This is a genomic window from Photorhabdus sp. RM323S, assembly GCF_042879375.1.
In the GTDB taxonomy this organism is placed as follows: Bacteria; Pseudomonadota; Gammaproteobacteria; order Enterobacterales; family Enterobacteriaceae; genus Photorhabdus; species Photorhabdus tasmaniensis.
Genome location: NZ_JBHFKZ010000024.1, coordinates 37428 through 63291, shown reverse-complemented (window position 1 = coordinate 63291; position 25864 = coordinate 37428). Strand labels below are relative to the sequence as shown.

Annotated in this window: 1 protein-coding gene; it reads right to left on the bottom strand. The window is 54.1% G+C overall.

Translation table 11 applies throughout. From position 1 onward, the window contains the following. Positions 1-25864 (bottom strand): non-ribosomal peptide synthase/polyketide synthase (locus ACGF7G_RS11815; protein WP_387465690.1); only part of this gene is annotated, 25864 nt, incomplete at its 3' end.

The following is a 25864-nucleotide window of genomic DNA, read 5'->3' as shown; positions in this document are numbered from 1 at the left end:
ATTTGAACAGCGTGGACAGCGGTAATTCAATCCCTAAAGCTGCTATCCGGTTCATCATCCGCACCGCCAGCAGTGAATGCCCGCCCAGCGCAAAGAAATTGTCATGCCGGCTTATCTGCTCAATACCCAATAACTCACACCAGATAGCTGCCAAGGCAATCTCAGTTTCCCCCTGCGGCGCTTCATAACGCTGACGAGCAAAAGATCCCTCTCCCGGCACCGGCAGCGCCCGGCGATCCAATTTACCATTCGGCGTCGATGGAAAAGCATCCAGCTGAACAAAAGCTGCTGGCACCATGTAATCAGGCAATATGGCGCTCAGATGGCTACGCAGGTTATTAACCAACTCATCATCTGTTTCCGCCACGACATAAGCCACCAAGCGCTTATCCTGTCCTTCGCCCAACGCCAGCACAACCGCTCCATTCACCGCCGGATGTTCCATCAGCCGGATCTCAATTTCCCCCGGTTCAATGCGGAAACCACGGATTTTAACCTGCTGGTCATTACGGCCCAGGAATTCCAGGTCTCCGTCTGGCAGGTAACGGGCCACATCCCCGGAACGGTACATTCTGGCACCGGCTACCGGACTAAAGGGATCCAGCATAAAACGATCTGCGCTCAATTCTGGCCGGTTAAGGTAACCACGCGCCACCCCAACGCCACCGATATATATTTCGCCTGCACAGCCCAATGGGACCGGTTGCCCATATTGGTCCAGCAGATAAATGCAGGTATTTTTAACCGGCCGGCCAATAGAACATGTATCCTCCGGGGATAATATCTCCTTACAAGTTGCAACCACGGTATTTTCAGTCGGGCCATAGCTATTCAATAGCCATGGACGATAAGCTTTCTGGGCAAACCACGCCTGAACAGCGTTCTTCTGTACTGCCTCACCACCAATAACGATTAACCTGAGACACGCCGGTAGCGGTAATGCAGCCAGTTCAGACCAAAACAGCGTCGTCAGAGGCATGATCGTAATACGATGCTGTCGAACTAAAGCAATAAATTCTTGTACAGACACCAGCCAGCTATCATCACGCATCACTAACGCAGCACCATTAGATAATGACACGAAAACTTCCTCGACCGATGCATCAAAAGAAAAAGAGGCAAATTGCAATATCCGGTCTTGCGCAGTCACTGCATAGAGCTCATTAAAACCCAGATAACGCTGATACACCGCCTGATGTTCTATCATCACCCCTTTCGGCTGTCCGGTTGAGCCGGAGGTATAGATGACATAGGCCAGGTGCTGTGAAGTGAGACCAGAAATCTGTGGGTTGCTGTCCGGCTGGTCAGGCAAGGTATTCGGGTCCAATACTGTCAGCTCTGCTAGTGCCGACTCACCTAATGCTGCCCTTCCGGCTTCATCAGCCAGTACCACCACCGGTGCAACATCATTCAGAATATGAACTAAACGCTCACCCGGATAGGCGGTATCCAGTGGCACATAGGCCCCACCCGCTTTCAGCACCGCAAACAATCCCACCACCATTGCCGGTGAACGCGCCACGCAAATCACCACTCGTTGGTCCGGTGCGACACCCAGTGCTATCAGTTGATGGGCCAGACGGTTGGCACGGACATTAAGCCCGGCATAGCTGAGGGACTGTCCTTGGTACTCTAGCGCCGTGGCCGCCGGGGTTTTCTCTGCCTGTTGTTCAAACAACTGATGGATACACAATGCATCAGAATACGCTGTTTCCGTGGCATTCCCGGTTTCCAACAACAGTGTAAGTTCCGCTTCCGGCAAAATTTCCAGTTGCCGTACTGGTGTTTCCGGGGCCAGTTCAAGCGCTTCTGCCAAACTCTCCAGCGCCCGCTGCATATAACCACACACCCGTTCCGGATCAAACGGCTGGACAATTTGTGCGGTCAGCCCCAATGCGTTACCAAAATCTTCCACTGACAGAGAAAATGGATAGTTGGTCCGCTCCTGCGCGTCAAGGAATTCAATACCACTGATGATTTCATCCGACGTGACCGGCTGAGTATTATGCCGGTAATTCAACAGCGCATTGAACAGTGGTGTCCCACTGGCTACCCCACTGCAACGTTGAGCCAGCGCCAGTGAGGCATGTTCATGCACCAGCAATCCCGCTAACCGAGTATGAGTGGCCTGTACACTGTCCCGTACCGGGGTTTCATTCATATCCAGCCGCAACGGCAGGGTATTAATAAACAGTCCCATGCCATTGTCGGCACCTTCGCCGGCCTGCATCCGTCCAAACAACACGGTGCCAAACACCACCTGCGTCTGCCCGCTAGTGCGCGATAACACCTGTGCCCAGGCCAGATGACACAGCGCCGCCAAGCTGACGCCCAGACGCCGGGCTTGATGACGTAAACGGTTATTCAGCTCGGATGTTAACATCCGATGTGACTCCGCGACCTGTGAACCACCTTGGTGTACTTCCGTCAACCCGAATGATAGCGTCGGTTCATCCACCCCCGCTAACATATCAGTAAAGAAGCGGGTATGTTCTGCCTGACTTATCCCGAGCCGGGCCTGCGCTACCAGATTGCGGAAAGGGACCGGGACAGGCAATCTGTCCTCCTGTCCGGCAAGATAGGCCAGTACTTCGCTATTCATCACCTCCAGTGTGGTATGGTCGCCAATCAAGTGATGCAGCAGTTGCAACAGGATCCAACAACCATCCGTTTCCTGCACCACGACAAAACGCAATAACGGTGCCTGACTCAAGTCCAGACGATAATGATGTGAGTCAAAACGTTGAGATAATTGGTCTCTGACCGGCCCGTCAGCAGGATCCAGGGTCACTTCAGTCACCGACAACGATGCCTGACGCCAAACTACCTGAACCGGCACCGATAACCCTTGCCAAATAAAAGCGGTACGCATGATGTCATGGCGATCAACCACTTGTTGAACCGCAGCTAAATAACGGTTCAACAGAAGCCGGTCAGTAAAAATCATCCGTCCAACCAGCAGATACGGGTCACCCTCATTCGCCAGTAAATGATGGAACAGAATACCGTCCTGCAACGGTGACAGGGCATAGATATCCTGAATATTCGCTATCCCACCCGGCACGTGTTCAACAATATGGTCAATTTCAGGTTGAGTCAGATCAATCAACGGCAACATCTCTGGTGTGAGTACTACGGTCGCTGGAGTGATGGCATTAGCCGGCGCCACCACCGCCTGTGACTGCCCTACTGTTTGGGCAAATTCGGATAACACCGGAGTTTGGAATAAATCACGCACCGCTAACGTCAATCCAACATTACGCAGACGCTCAAGCATCCGCACAGCGAGCAATGAATGACCACCCAGCGCAAAGAAACTGTCGTGCCGACTGACCTGTTCAATGCCCAATAGCTCGCTCCAGATAGCAGCCAGCAAGGTTTCTGTCTCCCCTTGCGGCGCTTCATAAACCTGCCGGGCAAACGCTTCCTCCCCCGGTGCCGGTAGCGCCCGGCGATCCAATTTACCGCTCGGCGTCAGCGGGAAGGCATCCAGACGCACAAAGGCCGCCGGCACCATATAATCCGGTAAAATGGCACTTAAATGAGTACGCAAGCTATTGACCAGCCGGTCATCCTCTACGGCTACGACATAAGCGACTAAACGTTTATCCTGACCTCCGCCCAGCGCCAGGACCAGCGCCTCACTCACCGCGGGATGCTCCATCAACCGGGCTTCGATTTCACCCGGCTCAATCCGGAAGCCGCGGATTTTCACCTGCTGGTCATTACGGCCCAGGAACACCAGATGACCATCCGGCAAGTAACGGGCCAAGTCCCCGGTGCGGTACATGCAGGCATCCGGTTCACCCGTAAACGGATCTGGCAGAAAATGTTCCGCCGTCAGCTCAGGGCGATTGAGATAGCCTCGCGCTACCCCCACGCCTCCGATATACATTTCACCCACCGCCCCTAACGGCACTGGCTGGCCGTCAGTACTTAGCAGATAAACCCATGTGTTAGCCGTTGGACGTCCGATCGCAATGACGCCATCCGTGTAGTCTGATGGGCAACGCCAGGTCGCTGCACAAACCGTGATTTCTGTCGGACCATACGCATTGAATACCGTTGCCCGTTGGCTCAGCGCCCGAAGCAGCGCTGCGCTGGGGGCCTCGCCGCCGAGTATCAACGTGGGCTTTATCGTCATCACCGGTAAATCGGTCCCCTCCCGGAGCAGAGCAGGCGTCAGGCAGGCGTGTGTTATCGCCTGCTCTTCCAGATAACGCCAGAGATGGCTCGAATCCTGACGAACTGTGTCGGCAGGAATAGCCAGAGTGGCGCCATTGCACAGCGCCATCATGATCTCCCAGACACCCGCATCAAAACCAAATGAAGCGAACTGCAACACTCGGCTATCAGAATGAATATCAAACTGAGCGATTTTTTCCTGAATCAGGTTAACCAGACCACGGTGTTCAACCATCACCCCTTTCGGCGTGCCGGTCGAGCCGGAAGTGTAAATCACATACGCCAGATGTCGTGGGGTTAATGCAGGCAACTGCGGATTGCTATCCGACGGGTTAGTCAATACATTCGGATCCAGTACCGTCAGCCCGACCAGCGCTTTTTTACCTAACGCGGCACATCCGGCGTTATCCGCCAGCAAAATAACCGGAGCGGCATCGGTCAAAATATAGATCAGGCGTTCACCCGGATAGGCCGGGTCCAGCGGCACATAGGCACCACCTGCTTTCAAGACTGCCAGCAGCCCCACTATCCGCGCCGGTGAACTCGCTACACAAATGGCCACCCGCTGATCCGGTTTCACACCCTGTTCAATGAGTTGATACGCCAGTCGATTAGCCCGGGCATTCAGTTCTGTATAACTGAGGGCTTGCCCCAGATGCACCAGCGCCGTCGCATCTGGGTTTTTCTCTGCCTGTTGTTCAAACAGTTGATGAATGCATATCTGATCAGGATACGATGTTTCAGTCGCGTTCCAGGTTTCCAGCAATAGCCTGCGCTCCGCCACGGTCAGAATATCGATTTTCCTGACCGGCTGTTGCGGGTTAGCCGCCATCTCCCGCAGGACGGTATGGAGATATTCCACCTGCCGCTCAATGGTGGATTGATCAAACAGGGCGGTAGAATAATTCAGATAACCGACAATCCGGCCCGCCACCTCGGATAAATTCAGCTCCAGATCGAACTTAACCACATCAAAAGCTTGTTCGACAGGTGAAACAGCCAGCCCCGGCAGCCGCCATTCCGTACTCTCATTGTTCTGCCAGGCAAACATCACCTGAAACAGCGGAGTATGCGCCAATTGACGCGGCGGTTGCACGATTTCCACCACCTGTTCAAACGGCAGATCCTGATGCTCTTGCGCTGCCAGCGCGGTTTGCCGCACACGCGCAAGCAATTCAGTCACAGTCGGCGCACCGGATAAATCCATCCGCAACGCCAGCGTGTTGACAAAGAAGCCGATCAGGGATTCCACTTCCTGACGACCACGACCGGCACTCGGTGTACCGATAACCAGATCTTCCTGACCTGACAAACGCGATAAGACCGTCGCCCAGCCAGCCAACAGTGTCATAAATAACGTGACACCCTGCTGCTCACTCAGGCGCTTAAGAGATTGGGTTAACTTCGCATCCAAATTAACGAGCCAGATATTCCCAGCAAACGACTGCTGAGACGGACGGGGCCGGTCAGTAGGTAAATCCAGCAATACCGGCGCATCAGCCAGCCTAGTGCGCCAATAATCAGATTGGGACTGTATGCGTTCAGCGGACAGCCACTGACGTTGCCAGGCGGCGTAATCAGGATATTGAATCGTCAACGGCGGCAGCGGATCTGGCTGTCCTGCCCGGAAAGCGGTGTAAAGGGCGCTCAATTCACGCATTAACACGCTGACAGACCAGCCATCGAAAACAATATGATGCTGAGTCAGCAGGAAGACGTGTTCATCATTAGCCAGTTGCACCAGCGCGGAACGAATTAATGGGCCACAGGCCAGATCGAACGGTACCTCCGCCTCTTGCGCGCACAGATACTTAAGTTGTTCATCGACCTCCAGCCCTTCACGCAGATCATATTTTTTCATCGGCAGACCCAATTCAGCCGGCAACAATTCCACCTGTGGCTGACCGTCAACCGCAACAAAGACCGAGCGCAATGCTTCATGGCGGGCAAACAGCGTATTGAATGCCTGCTGCCAGGCCGCGATATCCAGTTGACCACATAAACGTAATGCCACCGAAATATGATAGGTATCACTCACCCCATCAAACTGAGCCAGGAACCACAGACGTTGTTGAGCAAATGACAGCGGTAATTTGCCTTGACGGGATAACGGTATAATGGCGGGTAATCCGCCACTTTGCTCATCAAACCGGGCGCGCATTGCTTCAGCAAAAGCGGTCAAAGAAGAGAATTTGAACAGCGCGGACAGCGGTAATTCAATCCCCAAAGCCGCTATCCGGTTCATCATCCGCACAGCCAGCAACGAATGGCCGCCCAGGGCGAAAAAATTGTCATAGCGGCTAATTTTCTCAACGCCCAGTAATTCACGCCAGATAGCCGCCAGGGTGGTTTCCATCTCTCCCTGAGGAGCGGCGTAAATCTGCCGGGCAAAAGCCTCTTCCCCCGGTACGGGTAGCACCCGGCGATTCAATTTACCGCTCGGCGTCAACGGGAAGACATCCAGACGCACAAACGCCGCCGGCACCATATAATCCGGTAAAATCGCACTCAAATGAGTACGCAGACAGTTAACCAACTCTTCATCTGCTTCTGCAACCACATAAGCCACCAGTCGCTTATCCTGACCATCACCCTGCGCCAACACAACCGCTTCACTCACCCCTGGGTATTCCATCAGCTGGGCTTCAATTTCTCCCGGTTCAATGCGGAAACCACGGATTTTCACCTGTTGGTCATTACGTCCAATGAACACCAGATTGCCGTCCGGCAAGTAATGGGCTAAATCTCCGGTTCGGTACAGGCGGGCATCAGATTCACCGCTAAACGGATCAACCAGAAAACGTTCAGCGGTCAGTTCAGGGCGATTGAGATAGCCACAGGCAACTCCATCTCCGCCGATATAAATCTCTCCGATCACGCCTATCGGCACCGGCTGACCATAAACATCTAGCAGATAAACCTGGGTATTAGCTATCGGCTGACCAATCGGGATCCGGGTCACTCCCGGTGATAACTCTGCGATACGGTAGGTGGTGGTAAAGGTGGTGCCCTCACTCGGTCCGTAAGCCTGTAATAATTGTTGTGGCGGGCTATCACGCAAAACCTGTGCAATCACATGCGGATCCAGCACATCGCCGCCGACAATCAGGATGTTAATTTGTGGCAGAACCGCGGACAATTCTGCCGCCAGCCGGTTAAACAACCCGACAGTCAGCCACAGCACCGTGACACGATGCGCCTGTAAAACCTGCACTAACTTGTGTGGCATTAGTAACGTGTCATGGTCGATAACCACCAGCGCACCGCCGTTAAGCAACGGAGCCCAGACTTCAAACGTACCAGCATCAAAAGCCGGATTAGCGATAAAGGCAACCCGATCATCCGGCCCGATTTCGGCATATCCATTATTAATCACCAGTCGAACCACGGCACGATGCGGTACCATTACCCCTTTTGGGGTGCCAGTTGAACCAGAGGTATACATGATATACGCCAGCTCAGTACTGGAACGCGGTAAGTCAGGATTAAAGTGATCTTCTTCCGTAATAGCGCTCATCTCGCTGGCCAGGAAAAACAGGGGAATCGCCAGGTCAATCGGGATATTGGTGAGCAACAATTTGGCGGAGCAATCGTTTATCAGCCAATGTTTCCGTTCGTCCGGCACACGGGGATCGATCGGCACATAAACAGCTCCGGCCTTGAGGATAGCCAACTGAGCCACTACCAGTTCAATGGATCGTTCTAACATCACCGCAACCCGATCATCCGGACGGATCCCCTGCTCGATCACCCGGCGAGCCAGACGGTTGGCGCGGGTATTTAATTCGGTATAGCTGAGTCGATGTTCTCCATACTCCAGCGCTATCGTATCAGGGGTTTTCTCTGACTGTTGCTCAAATAGTTGGTGAATACAACATTGATCAGGATACGGTGCCTGAGTTGCGTTCCAAGTCTCCAACAACCGCCGCTTTTCTGCTTCCGGCAAGATATTTAGTGCCCGAACCGGTGTCTCCGGCCGCTGCTCAAGCACCTCAGCCAGACTTTCCAGCGCCTGTTGCATATAACCACATATCCTCTCCGGATCAATCGGTTGAGCGATTTGCGCCGTCAACCCCAGCGCATCACCAAAATCCTCCACCGACAGAGCAAATGGGTAGTTGGTCCGCTCCTGCGCGCCAAGAAATTCAACACAATGCATGATTTCATTCGAAGTCGCCGATAACGTACTGTGCCGATAGTTTAACAAGGCGCTAAAGAGGGGAATTTCACTTTGCACTCCACTGCAACGTTGAGCCAGCGCCAGTGAGGCGTGTTCATGCGTCAGCAATTTAGCTAACCGGGTATGTGTCAGTCGTACACTGTCCTGCACCGGGGTATCATCCATATCCAACCGCAACGGCAAAGTATTGATAAACAGCCCCATGCTGCTGTCAGCCCCTTCCCCGGCCTGCATCCGCCCAAACAGCACGGTACCGAATACCACTTTCGCCTGTCCGCTGGTGCGTGACAACACCTGCGCCCAGGCCAGATGACACAACGCCGCCAGACTGACGCCCAGACGCCGGGCTTGACTGCGCAGACGGCTATTCAGCGTAGCAGGCAACATCCGGTGCGATGGGGTCACCTGCGAACCATCCCGATATACCTCCGTTAACCCGAACGGCAACGTCGGCTCACCCACCTCTGCCAACATCTCGGTAAAGAAACGGGTATGTTCATCCTGACTCACCCCTAACCGGGCCTGCGCCACTAGGTTGCGGAAAGGGACCGGTGCAGGCAGACTGTTTTCCTGCCCGGCAAAGTACGCCAGAACTTCGCGGTTCATCACCTCCATGGTGGTATGGTCGCCAATCAAATGATGCTGCAATTGCTGTGCAATCCAGCGGCCATTGCTCTCCTGCGCCACCATAAAGTACAACAACGGTGCCTGATGCAAATCAAGACGATAATGACGGGGATTAAAACGGTGAGCCAATTGCTCGCCAACCGGCCCATCAACCGGATCTAATGTCAGTTCAGTGACCAACAATGGTGCCTCACGCCAGACCACCTGTACCGGCACGGATAATCCTTGCCAGATAAAAGCGGTCCGCAGGATGTCATGGCGGTTTATCACCCGTTGCACCGCTACCAAATAACTGTCCAGCAGCGCCCGGTCAGCAAAGGCCATCTGACTGACTAACAGATACGGATCCCCTTCATTTGCCAGTAGATGATGGAACAGGATACCGTCCTGCAACGGTGACAGGGCATAGATATCCTGAATATTCTCCATCCCGCCCGGCACCTGTTCGACGATACGGTCAATCTCTGGCTGAGTCAGATCAATCAACGGTAACATCTCCGGTGTGAGTGCCGTAGTCGCCGGGGTAATGACATTAGCCGGCACCACCACCGCCCGGAACTGCCCGGCTGTCTGGGCAAATTCGGATAACACCGGGGATTGGAATAAATCACGCACCGCCAGTGTTAACCCCGCATGACGCAGACGGTCAATCATCCGGACCGCCAGCAATGAATGGCCGCCCAACACAAAGAAACTGTCATGCCGGCTGACTTGTTCAATGCCCAGCAACTCACCCCAGACAGCCGCCAATGCGATCTCAACCTCCCCTTGCGGCGCTTCATAAACCTGCCGCGCTAAGGCCCCCTCCCCCGGTGCCGGCAATGCCCGGCGATCCAGTTTGCCATTCGCGGTCAACGGGAAGGTATCCAGACGCACAAACGCCGCCGGCACCATATAATCCGGTAAAATCGCACTCAGGTGAGTGTGCAGCCGATTAACTAACTCTTCATCCACGGCGGCCACCACATAAGCCACCAGCCGTTTATCTTGGTCATCCCCCCACGCCAGCACCACCGCTTCACGCACCGCCGGGTGTTCCATTAGCCGGGCTTCAATTTCCCCCGGCTCAATGCGGAAACCACGGATTTTAACCTGCTGGTCATTACGGCCCAGGAATGCCAGATTGCCATCCGGCAGATAGCGGGCCAAATCCCCGGTGCGGTACAGGCGGGCATCGGGTTTACCACTAAACGGATCAGTCAGGAAACGTTCTGCCGTCAGCTCAGGACGATTGAGGTAGCCCCGGGCCACACCGGCCCCGCCAACATACAATTCACCCACGGTACCCAACGGCACCGGCTGACCATATTTATCCAGCAGATAGAGGGTTAAATCCGGGATACGTGTACCAATAGGACTTATGATCTGCTCCACATCATGGTAAGAGAGCGCCCGGTAAGTGACGTGAACTGTGGTCTCGGTGATACCGTACATATTCACCAACTGGGGCGATGTCTCTGCCCGCCGGGCATACCACGGTTTCAGCATACCGGGATCGAGGGCTTCCCCGCCAAAGATGATATAGCGCAAACCATCCGGTAAGGGATTGGCGATATCACTGGCAATGAAGGCTTTGAAAGCACTGGGGGTCTGATTTAACACCGTGATACCGTGCCGACACACAAATTGATGCAGCTCCTGAGGCGAACGAGCAATCGCGTGCGGTACCAGCACCAATTTAGCGCCGTAGCGTAAAGCTCCCCACAATTCCCAGACGGAGAAGTCAAATGCAATGGAATGAAACAGGCACCAGATATCCTGCCGGTTAAAGTGATACCGGGATTCAGTCGCCTCAAACAAACGCAGGATATGACGATGCTCCACCATCACCCCTTTCGGCGTGCCGGTCGAGCCGGAGGTGTAAATCACATACGCCAGATGCCGTGCCGTCAATGCCGGTACTGGCAAGTTACTGTCCGGCTGATCAGGTAGGTTATTCGGGTCAAGTACCGTCAGCCCAGCCAGCGCGTCCTCTCCCAGCGCATCACGTCCGGCACTATCCGCCAGCAAAATAGCGGGGGCCGCATCGGTCAGAATATGGGCCAGACGCTCACCGGTGTAGATCGGATCCAACGGCACATATGCGCCCCCGGCTTTCAGCACCGCCAATAATCCCACCACCATTGCCGGTGAGCGTGATACGCAAATCGCCACCCGCTGGTCCGGCGCCACACCCAACGCCATCAGTTGATGGGCCAGCCGGTTAGCGCGGGCATTTAATTCGGCATAGCTGAGGATATGTTCTTCATACACTAATGCTATCGCATCAGGGGTTTTCTCCACCTGTTGTTCAAACAGCTGGTGAATACAACCCGGCTCAGAATTCGGAGGTTCAATCGCATTCCAGGTTTCCAGCAACAACCTGCGCTCCGCCGGTGCCAGAATATCAATTTTTCCGACCGGCTGTTGCGGGTTAGCCGCCATCTCCCGTAGGACAGTATGGAGATATGCCCTATGCCGCTCAATGGTGGGTTGATCAAACAGGGCGGTAGAATAATTCAGATAACCGACAATCCGGCCCGCCACCTCGGATAAATTCAGCTCCAGATCGAACTTAACCACATCAACAATTTGCCCGACAGGCGACACGGCCAGTCCCGGCAGGCTCCATTCCGTACTCTCATTGTTTTGCCAGGCAAACATCACCTGAAACAGCGGGGGATGCGCCAGTCTGCGCGGCGGTTGCACAATTTCCACCACCTGCTCAAACGGCAAATCCTGATGCTCTTGCGCCGCCAGCGCAGTTTGCCGTGTACGCGCAAGCAATTCGACCACATTCGGCGCACCAGATAAATCCATCCGCAACGCCAACGTATTAACAAAGAAACCGATCAGGGATTCCACTTCCTGACGACCACGACCGGCACTCGGTGTACCGATAATCAGATCTTCCTGACCTGACAGGCGCGACAGAACCGTTGCCCAGCCCGCCAGCAAGGTCATAAATACGGTGACGCCCTGCTGCTCACTCAGACTCTTAAGGGATTGGGTTAACTCCGCATCCAGACTGACAGGCAAGAGAATCCCGGCAAATGACTGCTGAGACGGCCGGGGCCGGTCAGTGGGCAAATCCAGCAATACCGGCGCATCAGCCAGCCGCGTGCTCCAATAGTCGGATTGGGTCTGTATGCGTTCCGCCGACAGCCACTGACGCTGCCAGGCGGCATAATCAGGATATTGAATCACCAACGGTGGCAATGGATCCGGCTGGTCCACAAGAAAAGCGGTGTAGAGGGTGCTCAATTCATGCATCAATACGCTGACAGACCAACCATCGAAAACAATATGATGCTGGGTCAGCAAGAAAACATGATCATCATTAGCCAGCTGTACCAGACTGGAACGAATTAACGGGCCACGGGCCAGATCAAACGGGGCCTCAACTTCCTGAGCAGAGAGCGCCGCAAGCTGGGCATCCACATCAGGCACCTCACGCAGATCATATTTTTTCATCGGCAAGCCCCATTCCGCCGGTAATAATTCCACCTGCGGCTGGCCGTCAACCGCAACAAAGACCGAACGTAACGCTTCATGGCGAACAAACAACGCATCAAGTGCCTGCTGCCAGGCACTCACATTAAGCTGACCACGTAAACGCAATGCCATCGGGATATGATAAGTCTCACTCACCCCCTGAAACTGAGTCAGGAACCACAGACGCTGTTGCGCGAATGACAACGGCAGCTTACCCTCACGGGATAGTGGCATGATGACGGGTAATCTGCTGCCTTGTTCATCAAACCGGGCGCGCATTGCTTCAGCAAAAGCAGCCAAAGAAGGGCATTTGAACAGCGTGGACAGCGGTAATTCAATCCCTAAAGCTGCTATCCGGTTCATCATCCGCACCGCCAGCAGTGAATGCCCGCCCAGCGCAAAGAAATTGTCATGCCGACTTATCTGCTCAACGCCCAATAATTCACGCCAAATAGCTGCCAGGGTCGTTTCCGCCTCCCCTAACGGTGCGGCATAAACCTGACGGGCAAACGCTTCCTCCCCCGGCACCGGTAGCGCCCGGAGATTCAGCTTGCCGCTCAGTGTCAACGGCAAAGCATCCAGCCGCACAAACGCCGCCGGCACCATATAATCCGGCAAAATCGCACTCAAATGAGTACGCAAATTATTAGCCAGCCTGTCATCCGCTTCTGCCGCCACATAAGCCACCAAACGCTTATCCTGTCCTTCGCCCAACGCCAGCACAACTGCTTCACGCACCGCAGAGTGTTCTGTCAACCGGGCTTCAATTTCCCCCGGTTCAATGCGGAAACCACGGATTTTAACCTGCTGGTCATTACGGCCCAGGAACTCCAGATTGCCATCCGGCAGGTAACGGGCCAAATCCCCGCTCCGGTACATATGGGCACTGGGTTCACTACTAAACGGATCAGCCAGAAAACGTTCCGCGGTCAGTTCAGGGCGATTGAGATAGCCACAGGCAACCCCATCTCCGCCCACATAAATCTCTCCAATCACGCCTATCGGCACCGGCTGACCATCAGCATCCAACAGATAAACCTGGGTGTTGGCTATTGGCCGACCAATCGGGATCCTTGTCGCACTCTGTGGTAACGCCACAATAGGGTACATCGTGGTAAAGGTGGTTCCCTCGCTCGGCCCGTAAGCCTGCAATAATTGTTGTGGCGGATGATTATCCAGAACCTGGGCAATCACATGCAGATCGGGGATATCTCCCCCGAAAATCAGGATCTTAATCTGCGGAAGAATCGGGGATAATTCTGTCACCAGCCGGTTAAACAACCCGATAGTCAGCCACAGCACTGTGACGCGATGTACTTGTAAAACCTGCACTAACTTGTGTGGCGTCAGCAACGTATCATGGTCGATAACCACCAACGTACCGCCGTTAAGCAATGGCGCCCAGACTTCGAACATGCTGGCATCAAAAACCGGATTAGCAGTAAAAGAAACCCGATCATCCGGCCCGATTTCGGCGTATCCATTATTGATCATCAGCCGAACTACGGCACGATGCGGCACCATTACCCCTTTTGGTATGCCGGTTGAGCCGGAGGTATACATGATATACGCCAACTCAGTACTGGAACGCGGTAAGTCAAGATTAAGGTGATCTTCTTGCCTGATAACGTCCATCTCACCGGCCAGATAAAACAGGGGAATAGCCAGGTCAACCGGCATATCCGTGAGCAACAATTTAGCGGAACAGTCGTTTATCAACCAATGCTGCCGTTCGTCCGGCACACGGGGATCGATCGGCACATAAACGGCCCCAGCCTTGAGAATAGCCAACTGAGCCACTACCAGTTCAACAGAGCGTTCCAGCAGCACCGCAACCCGATCATCCGGACGGATCCCCTGTTCAATCACCCAGCGCGCCAGCCGGTTAGCGCGGGCATTTAATTCAGCATAACTGAGGCGACGTTCTCCATACTCCAGCGCTATCGCATCAGGGGTTTTCTCTGTCTGTTGCTCAAACAGTTGGTGAATACAATACTGATCAGGATAAGGTGCCTGGGTTGCGTTCCAGGTTGCCAGCAACAGCCGCTTTTCCGCTTCCGGCAAGATATTCAGCAACCGGACCGGTGTCTCTGGCCGCTGTTCAAGCGCCTCTGTCAGACTTTCCAGCGCCTGTTGCATATAACCACACACCCGTTCCGGGTCAAATGGCTGGACAATTTGCGCCGTCAGCCCTAGCGCTTCGCCAAAATCTTCCACTGACAGGGCAAATGGGTAATTAGTCCGCTCCTGCGCGCCAAGAAATTCAACTCCATGCATAATTTCATTCGAAACCGCCGATAACGTACTGTGTCGGTAGTTCAATAAGGCGCTAAAGAGTGGAACTTCACTTTGCACGCCACTGCAACGTTGGGCCAGCGCCAGCGAGGCGTGTTCATGTTCCAGCAATTCCGCTAACCGGGCATGAGCAGCTTGTACGCTGTCCCGTACCGGGGTTTCATCCATATCCAACCGCAACGGCAAGGTATTGATAAACAGTCCCATGCTGCTGTCAGCCCCTTCCCCGGCCTGCATCCGCCCAAACAATACGGTGCCGAACACCACTTGCTTCTGCCCGCTGGTACGTGACAACATCTGAGCCCAGGCCAGATGACACAACGCCGCCAGACTGACGCCCAGACGCCGGGCCTGGCTACGCAGACGGCCATTCAGTATAGCGGGCAACATCCGGTGCGATTGAGTCATCTGCGAACCATCCCGATGGACTTCCGTCAACCCGAACGGCAACGTTGGTTCATCCACCTCAGCCAACATCTCGGTAAAGAAACGGGTATGCTCGGCCTGACTCACCCCCAGCCGAACCTGAGCCACCAGATTGCGGAAAGGGACCGGCGTAGGCAAGTTATCCCCCAGCCCAGCAAGGTACTCCTGAACTTCGCGGTTCATCACCTCCATGGTGGTATGGTCGCCAATCAAGTGATGCTGCAATTGCAGTGCAATCCAGCGACCCTCTGTTTCCTGGGCAATAACAAAACGTAACAGGGGTGCCTGTCCCAGATCGAGACGATGCTGACGGGGATCAAAACGTTGAGCCAATTGCTCATAAACCGGCCCATCAGCGGGATCTAATATCAGCTCAATCACTGATAATGGCGCTTGACGGCAAACCACCTGCACCGGTACAGATAATCCTTGCCAGACAAAAGCAGTACGCAGAATATCGTGGCGATCAACCACCTGTTGTACCGCCACCAGATAACGATCCAGCAACCATCGATCAGCAAAGGCCATCTGGCTGACCAATAGGTACGGGTCGCCTTCGTTAGCCAATAAGTGGTGGAACAAAATACCGTCCTGCAACGGTGACAGGGCATAGATATCCTGAATATTCGCCATCCCGCCCGGCACCTGTTCAACGATATAGTCAATTTCAGGCTGAGTCAGATCAATCAGCGGCAACATCTCAGGAGTGAGTGCCGTGGTCGCCGGGGTGATGACATTAGCCGGCACTACCACCGCCGATGATTGCTCTGCTGTTTGAGCAAATACGGACAGCACCGGGGATTGAAACAGGTCACGCACTGCCAGCATTAACCCCGCGTTACGCAGACGGTCAATCATCCGGACCGCCAGCAATGAATGACCGCCCAACGCAAAGAAACTGTCGTGCCGACTGACCTGTTCAATACCCAACAATTCGCTCCAGATAACGGCTAATGTGGTTTCTGTCTCCCCCTGCGGCGCTTCATAAACCTGACGGGCAAACGCTTCCTCCCCCGGTACCGGCAACGCCCGGCGATCCAGTTTGCCGTTTGACGTCAACGGGAAGGTATCCAGACGCACAAACGCCGCCGGCACCATATAATCCGGCAAAATGGTACTTAAATGAGTATGCAAGCGGTTAACCAACCGGTCACTCTCTTCTGCCGTCACATAAGCCACCAACCGTTTATCTTGCCCTTCGCCCAAGGCCAGTACCAGCGCGTCATTCACTGCGGGATGTTCCATTAACCGGGCTTCGATTTCCCCCGGCTCAATGCGGAAACCGCGGATTTTAACCTGCTGGTCATTACGGCCCAGTAACTCCAAATTACCGTCTGGCAGATAGCGAGCCAAATCCCCGCTCCGGTACAGGCGGGCATCGGGTTCACCACTAAACGGATCTATCAGAAAACGTTCAGTGGTCAGTTCAGGACGATTGAGATAGCCACAGGCAACTCCATCTCCGCCGATATAAATCTCGCCGATGACCCCCTGCGGCACCGGCTGACCATAGATATCCAGCAGATAAACCCGCGTATTGGCTATTGGCCGGCCAATGGGGATCCGGGTCATTCCCGGCGATAACTCTGCGATACGGTAGGTGGTGGTAAAGGTGGTGCCTTCACTCGGTCCATAGCCATTCAATAACTGTTGAGGTGGGCTATCACGCAGAACTTGGGCAATCACATGTGGATCCAGCACATCACCGCCGACAATCAGGATCCTGAGCGGCGGAAGAGCCGGGGCCAACTCTGCCGCCAGCCGGTTAAACAGCCCGACACTCAGCCACAACACGGTAATACGATAAGCCTGTAATGCCCGGACAAATTCCTGAGGCGTCAGCAACGTTGCGTGATCAATCACCACCAACACACCGCCATTCAGCAACGGTGCCCAGACTTCAAAGGTGCTGGCATCAAAAACCGGGTTAGACTCAAAAGCCACCCGATCATCCGGCCCGATTTCGGCGTACCCATTATTCATCACCAGACGAACCACCGCACGATGCGGCACCATCACCCCTTTTGGCGTGCCGGTCGAGCCGGAGGTGTACATGATATAAGCCAGCGCGGTACTGGAGCGCGGTAAGTCAGGATTAAGGTGATCTTCTTCCCTAATGGCGTCCATCTCACCAATCAGGTAAAACTGGGGAATTGCCAGGTCAACCGGAATATCCGTGAGCAACAATTTGGCTGAACAATCGTTTATCAGCCAGTTTTTCCGTTCGTCCGGCACTCGGGGATCGATAGGTACATAAACGGCTCCAGCCTTGAGGATAGCCAACTGAGCCACCACCAGTTCAATGGATCGTTCTAACAGCACCGCCACCCGATCATCCGATTGGATCCCCTGCCCGATTAACCGACGGGCCAACCGGTTGGCGCGGGCATTTAATTCGGTATAGCTGAGAATGTGTTCTTCATACACTAACGCTATCGCGTCAGGGGTTTTCACCGCTTGTTGTTCAAACAGCCGGTGAATGCATGACTGATCAGGATACGGCGTCTGAGTTGCATTCCAAGTTTCCAGTAACCGCTGGCGCTCCGCCATGGTCAGGATATCGATTTTCCCAACCGGCTGTTGCGGGTGAGCCACTACCGTTTGCAATACTGCGTACAGATACCCCACGTACCGCTCGATGGTTGATTGATCAAACAGGGCGGTGGCATAATTCAGATAACCAGCAATCCTGCCATCCACCTCAGACAGAGTCAGTTCAAGATCAAACTTAGCAATATCAATGCGTTGGTCGGCAGGTGAAACCGCTAATCCCGGCAACCGCCATTCCGTGCTTTCATTGTTTTGCCAGGCAAACATCACCTGAAACAGCGGGGTATGCGCCAGTTGGCGCGGCGGTTGCACGATTTCCACCACCTGTTCAAACGGCAGATCCTGATGCTCTTGCGCCGCCAAAGCCGTTTGCCGCACACGCGCAAGCAAGTCAGCCATATTCGGCGCACCGGATAAATCCATGCGCAATGCCAACGTATTAACAAAGAAGCCGATCAGGGATTCCACTTCCTGCCGACTACGACCGGCACTCGGCGTACCGATAATCAGATCTTCCTGACCTGACAAGCGCGATAAAACCGTCGCCCAAGCCGCCAACAGCGTCATAAATAACGTGACACCCTGCTGCTCACTTAAACGTTTAAGAGATTGAGTTAATTCCACATCCAGACTGACAGGCCAGATATTCCCGGCAAACGACTGCTGAGGCGGACGTGGCCGGTCAGTGGGCAAATCCAACAGTACCGGCGCATCAGCCAGCCTGGTACGCCAATAGTCGGATTGAGACTGTATGTGTTCCGCCGACAGCCATTGACGCTGCCAGGCGGCGTAATCAGGATATTGAATCACCAACGGAAGCAACGGATCCGATTGCTGGTTCAAGCAAGCTGCATAAAGCGCCTCCAGTTCTGATTTCAGTATCCCTAAAGACCAGCCATCGGAAACAATATGATGCTGAGTCAGTAAGAAAACGTAATCATCATCCGCCAGTTGGATCAGACTGGAACGAATTAAGGGGCCACGGGCAAGATCAAACGGAGCCTCGGCTTCCTGAGCAGAGAGAAACGCAAGCTGGGCATCCGCATCCGGCGCGTCATGCAGATCATATTTTTTCATCGGCAGGCCCCATTCCACCGGTAATAATTCCACCTGCGGCTGACCATCGACAGAAACAAAAACTGAGCGCAACGCTTCATGACGGGCAAACAACGTATTTAGTGCCTGCTGCCAGGCCACAATATCCAGCTGACCATGTAAACGCAGGGCCAACGGAATATGATAGGTATCACTCACCCCGTCAAACTGAGCCAGGAACCACAGACGTTGCTGAGCGAATGACAACGGCAATTGGCCCTCACGGGATAGCGGAACGATAGCGGACAATATCCTGCCCGGCTCATCAAACCGGGCGCGCATCGCTTCAGCAAAAGCCATCAAAGCAGGGAATTTAAACAGCGTGGACAGCGGTAATTCAATCCCCAAAGCCGCTATCCGGTTCATCATCCGCACCGCCAACAACGAATGGCCACCCAAAGCGAAAAAGTTGTCATAGCGGCTAATCCGCTCAACGCCCAGTAATTCTCGCCAGATAGCAGCCAGAGTGGTTTCTGTTTCCCCCTGCGGAGCTTCATAAACCTGACGCGCAAACGCTTCTTCCCCCGGTGCTGGTAACGCCCGGCGATCCAGTTTGCCGTTCGGTGTCAATGGGAAGGTATCCAGACGCACAAAAGCGGCCGGTACCATATAATCCGGCAAAATCGTACTCAGATAAGTACGCAGATGGTTAACCAACGCCTCATCCGCTTCTGCCACCACATAAGCCACCAACCGCTTGTCCTGACCGCCGCCCAGCACCAGCACAACCGTTTCATGCACTGCGGGGTGTTCCATCAATCGGGCTTCAATTTCCCCCGGCTCAATGCGGAAACCGCGGATCTTAACTTGCTGGTCATTACGGCCCAGAAACGCCAGATTGCCATCCGGTAAGTAACGCGCCAAATCCCCGGTTCGGTACATGCGCGCATCCGGTTCATTGCTAAACGGGTCAGCCAGAAAACGTTCCGCAGTCAATTCAGGACGATTAAGGTAACCACAGGCCACTCCATCTCCACCGATATACATCTCCCCTGACGCACCCAACGGCACCGGTTGACCTTCTGTATCCAACAGATAAACCCGGGTATTGGCTATCGGGCGACCAATGGGGATCTGGGTTATCTCCGGCGATAACGCCGTGATACGGTAAGTCGTGGTAAAGGTGGTGCCCTCACTCGGCCCATAGCCATTCAATAACTGTTGAGGTGGGCTATCACGCAAAACCTGCGCAATCACATGCGGATCCAGCACATCGCCGCCGACAATCAAGATCCTGAGCTGTGGGAGAGCCGGAGCCAATTCTGTCGCCAGCCGGTTAAACAGCCCAACACTTAGCCACAGCACCGTAATACGATAAGCCTGTAATACCCGGACAAACTCTTTAGGCGTCAATACCGTGGCGTGATCAATCACCACCAGCGCACCGCCATTTAGCAATGGTGCCCAAACTTCAAACGTGCTGGCATCAAAAGCCGGATTAGCCTCAAACGCCACCCGATCATCCGGCCCGATTTCGGCATACCCATTATTGATAACCAGCCGAATCACGGCGCGATGCGGCACCATCACCCCTTTTGGTGTACCGGTCGAGCCGGAGGTATACATAATGTAAGCCAGCTCAGTACTGGCGCGGGGTAAGTTAGGATTGAGGTGATCTTCTTCCCTAATGGCGTCCATCTCATCAGCCAGGCAAAGCAGGGGAATTGCCAGGTCAACCGGAATATCCGTGATCAACAATTCGGCGGAACAGTCGTTTATCAGCCAATGCTGCCGTTCGTCCGGCACACGGGGATCGATCGGCACATAAACGGCCCCGGCCTTGAGGATAGCCAACTGAGCCACCACCAGTTCAACAGAGCGTTCCAACAGCACCGCAACCCGATCATCCGACCGGATCCCCTGCTCAACTAACCGATGTGCCAACCGGTTAGCACGGGCATTTAATTCCGCATAACTGAGAGTATGTTCACCGTACACCAACGCTATCGCGTCAGGCGTCTTTTCTGCCTGTTGTTCAAACAGCCGGTGAATACAACACGGGTCAGGATACGGCGTCTGGGTCATGTTCCAGGTTGCCAACAACAACTGCTTCTCTGCTTCCGGCAAAATATTCAGCAACCGTACTGGCGTCTCCGGCCGCTGCTCAAGCGCCTCTGCCAGACTTTCCAGCGCCTGTTGCATATAACCGCATACCCGCTCCGATTCAAACGGCTGCACCACCTGAGCAGTTAATCCCAAAGTAGATCCACCGTCCTCCACTGACAGCACAAACGGATAGTTGGTTCGCTCCTGTGCGCCAAGGAATTCAATACCCTGCGCCACATTATCCGGCATCATCGGCTGATCATTATGCCGATAGTTCAGCAGAGCACTAAAAAGCGGAATTTCCCCCTGCACCCCACTGCAACGCTGGGCCAATGCCAGTGACGCATGTTCATGATCCAGCAATTCGGCTAACCGAACATGTGCTGCCCGTACACTCTCCTGCACCGGAGTACCATCTATATCCAGCCGCAACGGCAAGGTATTGATAAACAGCCCCATGCCGCTGTCAGCCCCTTCTCCTGACTGCATACGCCCAAACAATACCGTACCGAATACCACTTTCTCCTGTCCGCTGGTACGTGACAACACCTGTGCCCAAGCCAGATGACACAAGGTCGCCAGACTGACACCCAGACGCCGGGCCTGACTGCGCAGACGGTCATTCAGCGTAGCAGGTAACATCCGGTGCGATTGGATCACCTGCGAACCATCCCGATGTATTTCCGTTAACCCGAATGGCAACGTCGGTTCATCCACCTCAGCCAACATCCCGGTAAAGAAGCGAGTATGCTCGGTCTGACTCACCCCCAGCCGGGCCTGAGCTACCAGATTACGGAAAGGAACCGGGGCCGGCAGGCTCTCACCCTGCCCGGTGAAATACGCCTGAACCTCACGGTTCATCACCTCCATGGTGGTATGGTCGCCGGTCAAATGGTGCTGCAATTGCAATACCACCCAGCGACCATCGGCTTCCTGCGCTACCATAAAGCGCAGCAAGGGTGCCTGGCTCAAATCGAGACGATGCTGATGCAAGTTAAAACGCTGCATTAACTGGTCACTCACCGGGCCATCAGCTGGATCCAGCATCAATTCAGTCACTGACAACGGTGCCTGACGCCAAACCACCTGGACCGGCGCTGATAATCCTTGCCAAATAAAAGCAGTACGCAAAATATCGTGGCGATCAACCACCTGTTGCACTGCCGCCAGATAACGGTCCAACAGCGGCCGGTCAGCAAAGGCCATCATATAGACCAGCAGATACGGATCGCCTTCAGCTGTCAGCAAATGATGGAACAGGATGCCGTCCTGTAACGGTGACAGGGCATAAATATCCTGCACATTAGTGATCCCGCCCGGCACCTGCTCAATGATATGGTCAATTTCTGGTTGAGTCAGATCAATCAATGGCAACATCTCCGGCGTCAGCGCCGTCGTCGCCGGGGTGATGACATTAGGCGGCACCACCACCGCCCGATGTTGTCCCAACATTCGGGCAAGCTCAGACAACACCGGAGATTGGAACAAATCGCGGGCAGCCAGCGTCAGCCCAAGGTGGCGCAGACGGTCAATCATCCGTAAGGCAAACAGCGAATGACCACCCAATGCAAAGAAACTGTCATGCCGGCTAATCCGCTCAATGCCTAATAACTCGCGCCAGATAGCGGCTAATGCGATTTCCACCGCCCCCTGCGGCGCTTCGTAAATCTGCCGGGCAAAAGCCTCTTCGCCCGGCATCGGCAACGCCCGACGATCCAGTTTGCCGTTCGAGGTCAGCGGGAAAACATCAAGACGCACAAAGGCCGCCGGCACCATATAATCAGGTAAAACGGTGCTCAGGTGAGTACGCAGACGGTTAACCAGCGCCTCATCCGTGTCTGCCGCCACATAAGCCACCAACCGTTTGTCCTGCCCGTCACTTAGCACCAGTACAGCCGCCTCACGTACCGCCGGGAACTCTGTCAGCCGGGCTTCAATTTCCTCCGGCTCAATACGGAAGCCACGGATTTTAACTTGCTGGTCATTACGGCCTAGAAACGCCAGATTGCCATCCGGCAAATAACGGGCTAAATCCCCGGTTCGGTACATCCGTGCCCCCGGTTTAGGGCTAAAGGGATCCGCCAGAAAGCGTTCAGCCGTCAATTCAGGGCGATTAAGATAACCACAAGCAACCCCATCACCACCGACATAAATCTCACCGGCCACCCCCAACGGCACTGGCTGACCATAAGCATCCAGCAGATAAACCCGCGTATTGGCTATTGGTCGGCCAATGGGGATCCGGGTCTCTCCCTGCGGTAGCGCCGTAATACGGTAGGTGGTGGTAAAGGTGGTGCCTTCACTCGGACCATAGCCATTCAATAATTGTTGTGGCGGGCTATCACGCAGAACCTGGGCAATGACATGCGGATCAAGTACATCTCCGCCGACAATCAGGATCTTGAGCTGCGGGAAAACCGGGGACAACGCTGTCGCCAGCCGATTAAACAGCCCGACACTCAGCCACAACACCGTAATGCGATGAATCTGCAATGCCTGGACAAACTCTTTGGGCGTCAGCACGGTCGCGTGATCAATCACCACCAGCGCGCCACCATTCAGCAAAGGTGCCCAAACTTCAAACGTGCTGGCATCAAAAACCGGGTTAGCCTCAAAAGCCACCCGATCATCCGGCCCAATTTCGGCATAGCCATTATTGATAACCAGCCGAACCACAGCCCGATGCGGCACGACCACCCCTTTTGGCGTACCGGTCGAGCCGGAGGTATACATGATATATGCCGGCCCAGTGCTAGAACGGGGTAAATCAGGATTAAAACACGCTTCTTCCCTGTACGTGCCTGTCTCAACGGCAAGACACAATAACGGCACAGTCAGGCCAACCGGGATATCACCTTGATCATTAATGAGCAGAAATTTGGCTAAACAATCGCTTATCAGCCAGTTTTTCCGTTCATCCGGCACACTCGGATCGATCGGCACATAAACGGCACCCGCCTTGAGGATAGCCAACTGAGCCACCACCAGTTCAATGGACCGTTCTAACAAAATAGCCACGTGATCATCCGGGCAAATCCCCTGTTCAATCAGTTGATGCGCCAGCCGGTTGGCACGGGTATTCAGTTCCGCATAGCTCAGCGCCTTATCTCCGGCTATCAGCACTGTCGCTTCCGGGGTTTTCTCCGCCTGTTGTTCAAACAACTGATGAATACACAACTGGTCAGGATATACCGTTTCCGTGGCGTTCCAGGTTTCCAGCAGCAGCGTGCGTTCAGCCTCAGACAACAAATTGAGCTGCCAGACAGGGATGTCATCCTCCTCCCCTGCCGATGATGCCAACACCTGTAAATGTTCACTCATCCGCTGAACCATTTCCGCTTTCAGACGATTTGCATCGTAAATCCAGCGAAAACCACCCTGTGTATTCATCTGGAGTGTCAGCAATTCACCTAACGCGTTCTGCTCCCATGGTCTGTCATCAGGTATTACAGAGACCGCAATCCGCCACGGCCGGCTTGTTGTTAATGCCGGGATAGCGCACAGTGAAGGAGAACGGGAAAGGAGATCACGGCAAAATGTTCGATGCTGCGCCAGCCGTGCAAACTCATCATTCATCTCGTTCGCTACCGCACACCACGGCTGATCAAATGCCACCTCAACACTCATTGGCACCACCGGCACCAAACCAGACAACATACCCAGTGCATCTTTTGCCCTCTCCACACACCAGCCGATTTGGAATTCGGTCTGATGAGTCAAACGCGCGAGATAAATAGCGAATGCCTGCAACAGTGTCTGCAATGGATCTTTTTCGTTTTTTAACTTCTCATCGCCTTTTAACAGCGGGGGTTGCCAGGCACTTAACACCCATTCAGGTTCCGTTGACTCCCCGGCAGTTTCGAAAGGTAATTGAAGTGGCAGTAAAGAGGCAAGACGCTCACGCCAGAATGATTCACTGGGCGCAAGTATCTGGAGGGTATCTTTTACATTCTGGGCCTGTTGTGGGGAAAGCAGAGGCAACTGCGTGCCGGGCCTGAGTTCTGATATATCAGCAAGCTCCCCGGCGGACAATAATTTGCCCTCAAGTGTGGCGAAACCACCGATCCGAACATCCTCACTGCCAGTTGTGACCTGCCAGGCATCCTCCTCTACCGCAATCAAGGTACCGGGTGCTCCCTCAGAGCAGCAGTTCAGCCGTTGCAGCCAAGAAATCCGCACCATGCCCGGTTTCAGTAACAGTTTCGGGCAACCTAGTGAATTTAAGTAGTTTTCACCAAAATCTAACGCCCGTACTAGGGCTGAAAGCGCCTCAGCCGGCTGCTGCCAGCCCAGATATCCCCCTCCATCGGGGCGACGTGACTGAGCATAAAAACTCCGCTGTGTCAAATCCTGCGGATAAGTCACCAACTTGCTCTGATCAAGATCCCGCAGCAGCTTAATAAATCCTTCTTGAGCCGCCTGATAACATTTCAGGTTCAATGAAAACGCATTATCGTACTCTTCAATCGCTACCGGCCATTGCACGGCAATATCGCCGGTATCCACCCCCGCCTCAATGCAATGCCACGAAATGGCGTAATGTGTTTCCCGCGCTAACAGCGCCCAGGAAGTGGCATGACTGCCCGCATAACGTGGCAAGGGGCTATTGTGATAATTAAAAGCACCACCGCGAATCTGCTCAATCAGCGACGCGGGCAGGATAATCGGATTAACGATGGAGAAAAGCCAATCCACAGGGTGTTGCGCAATTTGCGCGTGTAATTCCTCAACAGAGTTCACACAAACAATCCCTTGCCGGGCAGCCCATGTTTGCAGAACAGTATCGGTAGTCAACATTGCTTGTATCGTATGCCCGGCCGCCTGAATTTGTTCGGCACAGAACACAGCAAGGGTTGTTCCACCGATCACGACGCAGCGACGTGACAGAACAGGTATATTTTTTACGTTATTAATTATATTTTCTGACGTCTGAGAGAGCAGTTCGGTTTTAAGGACACTTTCCGCTTTAATAATGTTATCTTTCAT